9 protein-coding genes and 1 pseudogene are annotated in these 11155 nt (G+C 70.8%); 7 read left to right on the top strand and 3 right to left on the bottom strand.

Annotation, left to right across the window (positions count from 1 at the left end; genetic code table 11):
• Positions 1-145 precede the first annotated feature (145 nt).
• Both HD593_RS61690 and HD593_RS65175 read right to left on the bottom strand, forming a co-directional pair.
• Positions 146-304 (bottom strand): annotated as a pseudogene (locus HD593_RS61690) (IS5-like element ISFal3A family transposase); the annotation flags it as partial.
• A 31-nt stretch (positions 305-335) separates the two neighbouring features.
• A complete protein-coding gene (locus HD593_RS65175; RefSeq protein WP_185104491.1) occupies positions 336-926 on the bottom strand; it encodes a tetratricopeptide repeat protein in 591 nt (196 codons plus the stop codon).
• 75 nt (positions 927-1001) lie between these two features.
• Between HD593_RS65175 and HD593_RS24715 the strand changes: the two genes are divergently transcribed.
• Complete coding sequence (locus HD593_RS24715; RefSeq protein WP_185104490.1) at positions 1002-1517, top strand: hypothetical protein; 516 nt, start codon at positions 1002-1004, stop codon at positions 1515-1517.
• A 236-nt stretch (positions 1518-1753) separates the two neighbouring features.
• Here HD593_RS24715 and HD593_RS24710 read toward each other — a convergent pair whose 3' ends face one another.
• Positions 1754-4492, bottom strand: a complete 2739-nt coding sequence (locus tag HD593_RS24710; RefSeq protein WP_185104489.1) for a carbohydrate-binding protein — start codon at positions 4490-4492, stop codon at positions 1754-1756.
• A 119-nt stretch (positions 4493-4611) separates the two neighbouring features.
• On the opposite strand from HD593_RS24710, the gene HD593_RS24705 reads away from it, so the two are divergent.
• The 6 genes from HD593_RS24705 to HD593_RS24680 all read left to right on the top strand — a co-directional run bounded on the left by HD593_RS24705 (position 4612) and on the right by HD593_RS24680 (position 11046).
• Entirely contained in the window at positions 4612-5262 is a 651-nt protein-coding gene (locus tag HD593_RS24705) for a GntR family transcriptional regulator (RefSeq protein WP_185104488.1), read from the top strand.
• 77 nt (positions 5263-5339) lie between these two features.
• Positions 5340-6584 (top strand): ABC transporter substrate-binding protein, encoded by a 1245-nt coding sequence (locus HD593_RS24700; RefSeq protein WP_185104487.1) that lies wholly within the window; start codon positions 5340-5342, stop codon positions 6582-6584.
• Positions 6571-7506, top strand: coding sequence for a carbohydrate ABC transporter permease (locus HD593_RS24695; protein WP_185104486.1), 936 nt, complete (start codon positions 6571-6573; stop codon positions 7504-7506). The genes HD593_RS24700 and HD593_RS24695 overlap by 14 nt, the downstream gene beginning before the upstream one ends.
• The gene (locus HD593_RS24690) at positions 7503-8333 is read left to right on the top strand and encodes a carbohydrate ABC transporter permease (protein ID WP_221524932.1); all 831 of its coding nucleotides are present in this window, start codon (positions 7503-7505) and stop codon (positions 8331-8333) included. The genes HD593_RS24695 and HD593_RS24690 overlap by 4 nt, the downstream gene beginning before the upstream one ends.
• Positions 8330-10258 (top strand): DUF8034 domain-containing protein, encoded by a 1929-nt coding sequence (locus HD593_RS24685; RefSeq protein WP_185104485.1) that lies wholly within the window; start codon positions 8330-8332, stop codon positions 10256-10258. Before HD593_RS24690 ends, HD593_RS24685 begins: the two co-directional genes overlap by 4 nt.
• Positions 10255-11046, top strand: coding sequence for an RraA family protein (locus HD593_RS24680; RefSeq protein WP_185104484.1), 792 nt, complete (start codon positions 10255-10257; stop codon positions 11044-11046). Before HD593_RS24685 ends, HD593_RS24680 begins: the two co-directional genes overlap by 4 nt.
• Positions 11047-11155: the final 109 nt, after the last annotated feature.

Genomic DNA, 11155 nt, shown 5'->3' with positions numbered 1-11155 from the left:
GCGGGCCAGCTCACGCGTTGCCGGCCCCTCGTCGGTCTCGTGTCGATGCGTTGGCGTCGCAGCCGGGCCGGAGTCCAGGTGGGCGCCGGAAGAAGGAAGAAGAGGCCTCCCGCGATGAGGGCCGAGTGGCTTTCCCCGTCCAGCGTGCGGTCATGACGACGACCGTGGCGAGCAGGCCTGTGGTGTCGGTGACGATGAATCGCTTACGGCCGTCGGCCTTCTTGCGCGCGTCGTAGCCGCGGATGTCGGCGCCCTTGACGCTTTGCGAGCCGACGATCCCCGCCGGCGGCTCGTCTTCCCGTCCGGCCTGGCGAATCCCACTGTGCGTCGGTCATCTACCGGTGGGGCCAATACAACCGTGCACCAGCGGGACCCCCGGCCGCGGTCAGGTGCAGCTCGGTGTCGGCGAGTTGGGCGCGGATGCGACTGGCGTCGGGGTGAGCGAGCTCATCGAGAATGGTGAGGGCTTGCCGCCAGGTGTCGCGGGCATTGTCATGATCGCCGCCGGTGTGGTGGGCGTTGCCGAGACGGATCAGCGCCTCGACTTCGCCGATGCGGTCGCCCAGGTCCAGGTGCAGTTTGAGCGCCTGCTGGTGACAGCGTTTGGCCAGGTCGTACTGACCGAGGTGGTGGTGTGCGTAGCCGAGACCGTCGAGAGATGCGGCCTGGCCGTTGAGGTCGCCGAGTTCCTGGAACAGGGTGAGGGCTCGGCGGCAGTACGCAAGAGCTCGGTTGTGGTATCCGAGTAGGGCGTGGCAGTTGCCGACTCCGTTGAGCGCCTTGGCGTGTCCAGGGAAGTGGCCGGCGGCTCGGAACAGGTCGAGGGCTCGCTCCGCGTGGTCGAGTGCCTCTCTGTAGCGACCTTGTCGTGACAGGGCCCAGGTGAGCTCGTGATGTGCGTGCGCCCGGCCGGGCTGATCGCCCACGCGCACACCCGGCTGCCCGGCGCGTACCAGTTCGAGCTGCCGGACACCCGGCTTGTGATCGACTGGACGTGACCCATGGACGCGCCCCTTGACCTCGCACAGATCGCGCAGCGCTTCCCGCTGACTGCGCGGCCCATACCCCTGTACCGGCCGCTGCAGGCTCGCATCGACGAGGTGCTCACGCTGGCACGCACGACGTACGCCGACGAGGGCAGCCCAGTCCTGCCCGACGGACAGCCGGCCAAAACGGAGATCGCGGCCATGCCACAGCGATATCTCGCCTTCAAGCCCGCCGACGAGCTGATCGTCTTCCGCACGCGACTTGGCCTGGCCGTGATCGACTTCGCCAGCGGCCCGAGCCGGCAAGACGCCAAGCCGATCGCCGCCATGCTCGTGGACGACATCCTCACCACACAAGACGGATACGCAGCGCAGGACATGCTCGCCACGAGGCATGCCGCGCGGCTCTCCCGCAAGCGCGCCTGCAGTGCCCTCACCACGGCCGCCCAAGCTGCCGGGCTCGGCACCGACGCCCTTCCCACCCACTCGCAGCCGACCTTCACACCGCAGTCGAGGCGAGCGAAACACTGATCATGGCCCACTACGGTGCCCGTCTTGGCTTAAGCGTGCCAGGTGTGCGACCTTCTGGCCCTCGTCCCATCGACGGGGCCGGCCACACACGCCCGGTGGAGGAGCCACGGCTGACGGGTTCACCGGCAGGAGACGAGCCGCTGCATGTATGGTTCGTCACCCACTGCGCGGCCCATCCGCCCGCTGAGGCGTACAACGCAACCGGAATCACAAAAAATATGTCCCGGATGTCGGGGCTACTCCAACGCCACCCAGTCGATGTTGGCGACGCCCGCTCCACCGGTCGCCACCAGGAACACGTCGTGCATGCCGGTAGTGCTCGCGATGGTGGTGCTCTGCGTCGCGAAGCGGGTCCAACCGCCGGTCGGGGACGTCGTGAGCGTGCCGATCACCGGGCCCGCCGGGTCGTCGATACGGATCTCGAAGGTCTGGCCCGCGTAGGCGGGCTCCACGGCCAGGGAGGCGGAGAGTGACGTGCGGCCTGTCCCGAAGTCGACGGAGCGGAAGGCCAGGCTGTCGCCGCCGTCGAAGCTGCCGGCGAACATCCCAGTTCCGCCGACCGCCACGCTCGTGCCGAAGCCGGCGTCTGCGTGCTCCGCCTCCAGCTTCGCCGGGGTACGGGTGAAGGCGATCGTGTCGATGTCGCCGACGCCCGCACCTGTGCCGAGGGCGATGAGGTAGACGTCGTGGGTACCGCTGGTGGGAGTGATCGGGGTGTACTGGGGGACGAACCGGTCGAAGCTTCCGGTCGAGGAGACCGTCGCGGTGCCGATGACGGAGCCGGTGGGGGAATCGAGGCGGATCTCGAAGCGCTGATTGGCGTACTGGGTCTCGGTCGCGAGGGTTGCGGCGAACATGGTGCGGCCGTTGCCGAAGGGCACGTTCGCGTAGCGGAGCCAGTCGCCGCCGTCGAAGCTGCCGACGACAGTGCCGGTGCCGCCGGAGCGGGTGTTGGTGCCGGAGCTGGCCGCGGCAGACTCCGCCTGGATGGCTGCGGCGGTGGAGCGCACGCCGCCGGTCCACTTCGCCGCGCCGTACTGGTAGGCGCCGATGGTGGGGGTCGCGTCGGTGGAGCCGTCCGTCCAGGGTGGCAGCACCGCGCCGGCGTTGCGGGCCGGGGAGCCGGCGGTGACCGTGAAGTCGAGCGCGGCGGCGTTCGTGAAGTGCGGGTTGGTGGAGTTGGGCAGGTTGTTGGTGACGGTGACCCCTGGCGCGGTGTCGACCGTGCCGATGTTGTTCTTCACCTCGGAGGTGGAGTAGGTGCCGCCGAACAGGCTGACGGCCTTCGGGTCGGTGCCACTCGTGTTGCCGTAGATCTTGTTGCCCGAGGTGGTGCCGCCGTTCGGGTTGATGAGGACGACGCCGTAGGTGGTGCGGTTCCAGGCGACGTTGTCGGCGACCGTGGCGTTGTGGGTCTCCAGGTCGAGGTAGACGCCGGGCGCCGGGCCGTCCTGGGCGACGCCGGGGGCCGCGTCGTGCAGCAGGTTGTGGTCGATGACCGTGCCGGCCAGGTCCACGCGGCAGCAGACGTAGATGGCGCCGACGTCGTTGACGAGCTTGCCGTAGTCGCCGAAGTCGTTGTAGCGGATCAGATGACCCGGCGCGGTGGTGCCGGCGACCTTGTTGTCGATGTTGAGGTTGCTGCGCCCGCTGCCCCATGCCGTGTTGTGGCTGATGAGGTGGCCGCTGCCGAGCACGTTGATGCTCGCGGCGTAGCTGCCCATGTAGTCGGCGTTCGTGATGCGGTTGTTGGTCACCGTGTTGCCGGTGCCGGCCACCAGCACGCCGTTGCCCGCGCTCCAGTCGATCGTGCTGTTGCGCAGCATGTTGGCCGTGCCGCGCAGCTGGATGCCGCTGGTGGTCTCGCCGGCGGTGAGCACGTCGCAGGGGTCGGCGGGCGTGATCTTGCCTGGGTCGACGACCAGGTCGCTGTACGCCGAGACGTAGCGCGCGGTGATCCCGTCGAGCACCACGTGGTGGGTGGTGGACGAGGTCCGCACGGTGGCGCCCTTGATCCCGATCCCCAGCACGGTCGTGTACGCCCGGCCGGACAGGTCGAAGGCGAGGTCGCGCTTCTTCAGCTCGACGGCGTGACTGGATGGGGCGGCCCCGTCGGGGGTCCAGAGGTAGAGGTGGCCGTCGTCCGGGCGGTAGTGCCATTCGCCGGGCCTGCCGAGCAGGGCCAGCTTGCCGCTCAGCGAGTAGAGGTTGCGCTGGTTGGGGCTGAGCCCGACGCAGGCCGGCAGGCTGCCGGCGGTCACCGACCCCACCGCCGAGCTGGTCACGGTGCCGGTCTCGCTGACGAACCAGTTGTGGGACGTGAGCCGGGCGCCGACCCACCACCCGGCCGGTTGGGTGAGCGCCGGGTCGGAGAGCGTGGTCTGGGTGCCGGATTGCGCGGAGGCGAGCACCGGCTCGGCCGGGTTGTTGCCCGGGTGTGGCCAGGCGGCCTCGGGTTGCATCGCGCCGTCCACGAACACCTGCTGCCCGGGCAGGCCGCCGTTGACGGTGACGGCGGCGCGGTGGATCCGGCCGGCGGTGACGGCGGCGGCGAACTCCGACCCGTTGAGGGTGGGGTCGTCCGCCTGCAGCGCGGCCAGGTGCGCCGGGGTGACCTGTGTCCAGCCGGTCACCGGGTCGCTGCCGTCGACGACGACGGCGGCGCCCGGGGCGGCGGTGTAGGTGATGCGGGCGGACGCCGTGCCGTCGGCGGCCGGGGTGATGGTCTCGCGGTAGGTCCCGGAGGCGATCTGGCAGGTGTCCCCCGCGGTCATGACCGTGGCGCAGCGCTGGATGTGCCGGAACGGCGAGCTGGAGGTCCCGGGGTTGGCGTCGGAGCCGGAGGGACTGACGTGGTAGGTGGTCCCTGCCGCGGCTGTGGCCGGGAACGCGCTGGTGAGGGTGCCGCTGAGTAGGACTGCGGCGGTGATTGTGGCGAGTGCGGCGGCACGCGCCGCAACGCTCCGAGGGGCCATGCGGAGATCCAATCACTAATCGATTATCGAAAGTTAGCGAGCAAGATCCCGCGCGGTCAATGGGGACAATCGACTATCGCTAGCCTAGGCAGCACCACCGGACCACAGGGAAAGGCGCCATGACTGACACCGGAATCAACCGGGGACTGCTCTCAGACCAGGTGTACGACCTGATCCTCACCTCGATCCTCGACGGCACGCGCGCGCCCGGATCCCGTGTCGTGGAGTCGGAGCTCGCCCGTCAGCTCAGCATCAGCCAGGCGCCCGTGCGCGAGGCGGTGAAGCGGCTGGTACACGCGGGGCTCGTCGTCTCGGTCCCCCGCCACGGTAGCTACGTGACCGAGATCTCGCCCGAGGAGTTCGCGGTCGCGCGGCAGATGCGAGCCTCGATCGAGGCCGCGGGTGCCCGAATCGCGGTCACCACCGCGAACGCCACCGTTCTCGCCCGGCTGCGGGCGATCGTCACACGAATGCAGGCGGCCGTCGACGCCGACGACTGGGCGGCCTTCCGCAAACTCGACGTCGAGTTCCACCGCAGCGTGATCGCCTCCACCGGCGTCTCGGTGCTCGCCAGGCTGTGGGACACGCTGGAGCCGATGCTCATCAGCCAGCGCGCCATCGGCGACCCCTCCTATCTGGGGGATCGCGCGCAGGTTGTCCGCTGGCACGCCGACCTCATCGACGCGCTCACGAGCGGAGATCCCGAGGTCGCGGCGAGCGCCTTCACCGCGCACGCATCCGGTGACCTGGGGACGCAGAAGGCTCCCTAGGCTTGCCGCTCAGCGCGCGGGGGCGTACTGTGCCAATCGCCTATCGATAGGCGATTACTTCAGATCAAGGAAGACTCATGCGACACAGCATGCGCGGTATCGCGATCCTGCTGGTTTCGGCCGTGACGGCCGGACTGCTGACGGGATGCGCGACCGGCGGCGGGGACAGCGGAGGCGGCGGGGGCGAGCTCCGCATCCTGGCCAACATCACCCCCGTCCTGACCAAGGAGTACTACCAGAACCTCGTCCAGCCCTGGGTCGACCAGCACAAGGGTGTGACCGTCACCATCGAGGTGCCGAGCGCCGAGGACGTGCAGGCGACCCTCCAGCAGGAGCTCGCCTCGGGCGACGTGCCGGACATCGTCGCCAGCAACCTCGACCCGGTGGTGGCGCCGCAGCTCCTCGCCTTCCCGGAGGAGGACTGGGTGCTCGACACGCCGCTCGCCCAGCAGAACAAGGTCGGCGGCAAGATCTGGCAGGTCGCCACCGGCGCGCAGATCCAGTCGCTGGTCTTCTACAACAAGAAGGCGTTCGCCGACGCCGGCATCGACGGGCCGCCCGTCAGCCTCGGGGAGTTCACCGAGGACCTCAAGGCCCTCAAGAAGGCCGGCTACCTGCCGCTGCAAACGGCCGGCGAATGGGTCACCGGGGCGCAGTTCGCCATGCTGGCCAACCCGCAGTTGCTCGCCTCCGTCGATTTCTACGCCCAGCGCACCGCCGGCTCGGCCACCTTCGCGGCCAGCGCGTACAAGGACTACCTCGACGCCTACGCCGGCTGGATCGCCGACGGGCTGGTGGACCGCGACGCGCTCGGTCTGAAGTACCAGGACTCGATCGACGGCTTCACCTCCGGCAAGGCGGCGACGTACGTGATGGGCAACTGGATCGTGCCGTCGATCGACGAGGCCAAGCCCCCGTTCGGCGTGGGCGTCTTCGCGGCGCCGTCGACCGACGGGAGCCCCGCGGGGCAGCTCGGCGGGCCCGCGCAGCCGTACTCGATCCTGCAGGGCTCCAAGAACCGGGACCTGGCGCTCAGTCTGGTCAAATACCTGGTCAGCGACAAGAAGGCGGTCTCCGCGTCGCTCGCCTCCGAGGGCAACTTCCGCCAGGGGTTCCCGTACGAGGGCAGCCCGCTCAACCGGGAGGTCGCGGCGATCCACGACGCCGCTGCCCGCCTCGTGATCGGCACCTCCGGGCCGACGATCCCCGGCGGCTTCGGCGACGAGCTCAACAAGCAGGTGCAGGCCCTCTACGTCGGCACCGAGCCGGCGAAGGCGGCGGCCGCCCTGGACTCCTGGTGGGATCTGAATGCCGGGTCGTGACGCCCGGACCGGAGCCGCCGGGGCGGCTCCGGTCACCCGCCGCCGGGGCGCCCGCCTCGACCTGCTCACCGACACCGTCATGATCGCACCGGCGCTCGTGCTGGTCGCGCTGTTCGTCATCGTCCCGATCGCGATCGCGGTGTACCTCAGCCTCACCGACTGGGACGGCTTCACGATCCCGCCCTCGTGGGTCGGTACCCGCAACTACCAGCGGCTCGTCCAGGATCCCGAGGTGCTGCGAGCCGCCGGCTTCACCGCCGTGATCGCCGTCGTGGGCACCCTCGCCTGCAACGCGCTCGGCCTCGGCGTCGCCGTGCTGCTCAACCGCAGCACCCGCGTCAACACGGTCATGCGCGTACTGGTCTTCTCCCCATACGTGATCGGACCCGTCATCCTCGGCTTCCTCTGGGCCTCGATCCTCGGCAGCAACGGCGCGGTCAACGCGTTGCTCACCGGCCTCGGCCTGGAACGCCTCCCCTTCCTCGCCAGCCCCGCCTGGGCCACCGTCACGACCGTGGTGGTGATCATCTGGGCGAGTTTCGGGGTCAACGTCGTGCTCTACCTCGCGGGTCTGCAGACGATCGACGCCTCGCTGCTGGAGGCGGCCGTCATCGACGGGGCCGGACCGTGGCAGACCTTCTGGCGGGTCAAGCTGCCCGTGCTCGCCCCAGCCGTCACGCTCAACGTCGTGCTCGCCGCGATCGGCCTGCTCCGCGTGTACGAGCTGGTGCTCGCGCTCACCGCCGGCGGGCCGGCGGGGGCCACGCAGACGTCCGTGTTCGCCATCCTCACGACCTCCTTCAGCCGCTCGCAGCTCGGCTACGGCGCGGCCCAGTCGGTCGTGCTCATGATCGCGATCATCGCGATGACGGTCGTCGTCACCCAGCTCCGCCGCCGCGGTGAGCAGGCGGTGGCCGCGTGAGCGCCGCCCGCCTGCTCCGGGGCGCCGTGCTCGTCGTCCTCGCCGCCGTGATGGCCGCGCCGCTCTACCTGCTCGTGACCAACGCCTTCAAGAGCCAGGACGACATCGTCGGGGCGCCGTTCGGCGTGCCCGCCGGCGGGTTCACGCTCGACAACATCGTCCGAGCCGCGACCTCCGCCGACTTCAACGTGATCGCCGCGTACGGCACGACCGCGCTGCTCGTGGCGGCCGTCAACGTGCTGTCGATCCTCATCACCGGCCCGGCCGCGTACGCGATCGCCCGCGGCACCCGGCGCGGCCACCGGCTGGTGCTGCTCGTACTGCTGACCGGCCTGTTCATTCCGAGCCAGGCGATCGTCATCCCGGTGATCTACGTGCTGCGGACGATCGGCCTCATGGGCACCGTCCCCGGCCTCGTCCTGTTCCAGACGGCGCTGACGATCCCGACGACGGTGTTCCTGTTCACCGCGTTCGTGCAGAGCATCCCACGTGAGCTGGACAAGGCGGCCCGCATCGACGGGGCCGGCCGGATGGGCACCTTCTGGCGCATCATCTTCCCCCTCATGCGGCCGGCCGTCGCGACGGCCGTCGTGCTCAACTCCGTGAGCGTCTGGTCGGACTTCGTGAACCCGCGCATCATCCTGGGACCCGGCTCCGGGATCTACACGGTGACCACCGGCGTGTTCGCGGCGGTCAGCAAGTACTCGACCGACTTCACGATCGTCTACTCGAACATGCTGCTCGCGGTCGCGCCCGCGATCGTGTTCTACGTCCTGCTGCAGAAGCGCATCATCGGCGGTCTCACTTCGGGGGCGATCAAGGGATGATCAGGATCTCCGCCACCGTGCCCGTCCGGGCACTGCCCCGCTGGGCGCTGCTCGAACGCGAGCTGCTCGCGCGCCTCGACCGGGCCTGGCGCACGTTCGAGAGCCGCTTCTGCGAGCCCGACGGCCGGCTGCGCTACCGGGGCCGGATGTACGGCCGCGACGGCGTCGACGACTTCTACGAGCCGTTCTTCAACTGGCCCGTGCTCTACCGCCTCGGCGGGGCCGGCGACCTGCTCGACGCCGCCAAGCATCACTGGGAGGGCGTCACCCGGCAACTCGCCGGGTTCGGGTTCGTGCGGGAGGAGTACGAGGTCGGCTACGACTGGTTTCACCAGGGCGAGTCGCTGCCGTTCTTCCTCGCGATCTGCGCCGCGGACCCCGCCGATGCCGCGTTCCGCGCGCGGGCCCGCCGCTTCGCCGAGCTCTACCTGCCCGGCGCCGGCAACTACGATCCGGCCACCCGGACGATCGTGGCCCCGCACACCGGGTCGGGCGGCCCGCGCTGGGGCGTCGGCGAGGACTGGGAGGAGTACCGCGCCGATCAGCCCGGCATGGAGATCTACGGCCTGCCGCTGCTCGACGTCCCCGGCGTCCGCACCTGGGACGATCTGCGCGACCCGGCCGCGGCCCGCGCCATGGGCCGGGCGATGCAGGAGCGCATGGGCCGCGGCGACACCGCCGTGAACCTCGCCGCGACGACCCTGGCGACCAACGCCTGGCTCTACGACCACGACCCGCGCCTGTCGGACTGGGTGATCGAGTACGTCGACGCCTGGCGCGAGCGCGCGGCCGCGAACGGCGGCGTGCTGCCCGACAACGTGGGCCCCGGCGGGACCGTCGGCGAGCTGCACGGCGGCGCCTGGTACGGCGGCCACTACGGCTGGACCTGGCCCCACGGCCTGCACTCGATCGCCCCCGCCGCCACGGTCGCCGCGCTCAACTCCGTCGTGCTCACCGGCACGCTCGACCGGCTCGACCTCGTCGGCGGCACCCTCGACGCCGTGATGGCGCAGGGCGAGGTCGCCGACCGCATCGCCACCCGCGGCAGCCTCGGCCCCGGCTGGGCCGAACGGCTCGGCGCCGACGACAGCACCCGCGAGCTGCTCGTGCCCTACCGGCACGGCCCGCAGGGCTGGTTCGACCGGCACCCGGTGCCGCTCGCGCCCGTGCTGTGGCTGGCGTGGGCGCGCGGCGACGTCGCGCACGACCCCCGCCTGGAGCGGCTGCGCGCCGACTCCGACTCCGACTGGGAGGCGGTGCGCTGGTTCCATGACAAGGAGGAGCAGGGCCACGAGGCGCCCTGGATCGGCTACCTCGCCGGCCGCAACCCGGACTACCCCGAACGCGCGCTGGAGCTGGCCCTCGCCCAGACCCTCCGCAGAACGGCCCTGATCGCGCAGGCCCCGGACGAGCCGGAGGACGGCGACATCCACTTCTGGCAGCGCCTCAACCCCGTGGTGACGGAGGTGCTGACCCAGCTCGTGTCCGGCGCCCCGCCGGCCGTCTACTACGGCGGCCTCGCGCTCGCCCGCGTCGTCATCGGCGACGGCACGCGCGGGCGCCCCGGCCTGCCGCCCGGGGTCGCGGCCCTGGTCAGCGCGGCCGAGGAGCGCCGCATCGTGCTGGAGCTGGTCAACACCGGCGACGACGACCAGCTCGCGGTCGTGCAGGCCGGCGCTTTCGGTGAGGACGAGATCGTCAGCGCCGGCCACGACATCGCCGAACCCGGTTACCCCGGCGACGACCGCCGCTACGACATCCCGCCCGCCCCTGCCGGGCGCCGCCGCGTCCCGGCCGGTACCCCGCGGATCGAGGTGTTCCTGCCCGCCCGCACGCGGATCACCCTCGACCTCGAGATCAACCGGCGCGTCCACCGCGCCGCCCACCAGAACTTCGCCCGTACCGCTCAGGAGAACAACGCATGAACACCTCCCCCGGGTCGCCGTCCGCCGTCTGGCCCCTGCCGGTCCGCGGCGAGCCCTTCGACCGGGCCGACCCCGACATCCTGCGCCGCCTGAAGGTGGTCAGCGCCGCCACCGCCTGCGCCAAGCTCAACGGCATGGGCATCAGCCGCACCGCCGTGCAGGGCCCCGCCCCGCTGGAGCGCGGCAGGGCCGTCGTCGGCTCGGCGCTGACGCTGCAGTTCATGCCGCAGCGCGAGGACGTCGCGAGCGGCCTCGGCCAGGAGTACGTCGAGCGCGACACCGCCCTGTGGGCCGTGCTGGAGACCGTGCAGGAAGGCGACGTACTCGTCGTACAGGCCTACGGCAGCTCGTTCACCGGCTGCTTCGGCGACATGCTCGTGCGCTACTTCAAGCGTCGTGGCGGCGCCGGCATCGTCGTCGACGGCCGCATCCGGGACGCCGCGCGGGTGCGCGAGCTCGGCGTGCCGATCTGGTGCACCGGCACGACGCCGCACTACGCCTCGCAGATGGACCTGTTTCCCTGGGCGTACGACGTGCCGGTCGCCGCCGGCGGGGTGCTCTGCCTGCCAGGCGACGTCGTGATCGCCGACGACGACGGTGCGGTGATCGTACCCGCGGGCAAGGCCGCGGAGCTGGTGCGCTCGGCCGAGGACCACGAGAACTGGGAGGAGTTCAGCCGGATGCGGCTCGAACAAGGCGCCCGGCTGTCCGACTACTACCCGCTCAGCCCGGACAGCCGCGCCGAGTACGAGGCCTGGCGCGACGCCGGCCGCCGGCCGCTCGTCTGAGCCCGCTGAAAATCTTCGACGCCCACGTCCCATGTCCTGGGGCAGATCTCCCCGACGGGCCGGCTCGCCCCGGCCCGTCGGGGGATCTGCCGGACATTGCAGGCTCGAC

Source organism: Nonomuraea rubra (assembly GCF_014207985.1).
GTDB classification, from domain to species: Bacteria; Actinomycetota; Actinomycetes; order Streptosporangiales; family Streptosporangiaceae; genus Nonomuraea; species Nonomuraea rubra.
Note: the sequence above shows the minus strand (reverse complement) of the source record. Positions and strands in the feature narration are given on the sequence as shown.

What these genes read in the sequence shown, in the direction of transcription:
- HD593_RS24680 (WP_185104484.1), top strand. Translation starts at nt 10,255, where the DNA reads ATGAACACCTCCCCCGGGTCGCCGTCCGCCGTCTGGCCCCTGCCGGTC.
- HD593_RS24695 (WP_185104486.1), top strand. Translation starts at nt 6,571, where the DNA reads ATGCCGGGTCGTGACGCCCGGACCGGAGCCGCCGGGGCGGCTCCGGTC.
- HD593_RS24700 (WP_185104487.1), top strand. Translation starts at nt 5,340, where the DNA reads ATGCGACACAGCATGCGCGGTATCGCGATCCTGCTGGTTTCGGCCGTG.
- HD593_RS24685 (WP_185104485.1), top strand. Translation starts at nt 8,330, where the DNA reads ATGATCAGGATCTCCGCCACCGTGCCCGTCCGGGCACTGCCCCGCTGG.
- HD593_RS24715 (WP_185104490.1), top strand. Translation starts at nt 1,002, where the DNA reads ATGGACGCGCCCCTTGACCTCGCACAGATCGCGCAGCGCTTCCCGCTG.
- HD593_RS24705 (WP_185104488.1), top strand. Translation starts at nt 4,612, where the DNA reads ATGACTGACACCGGAATCAACCGGGGACTGCTCTCAGACCAGGTGTAC.
- HD593_RS24710 (WP_185104489.1), bottom strand. Translation starts at nt 4,492, where the DNA reads ATGGCCCCTCGGAGCGTTGCGGCGCGTGCCGCCGCACTCGCCACAATC.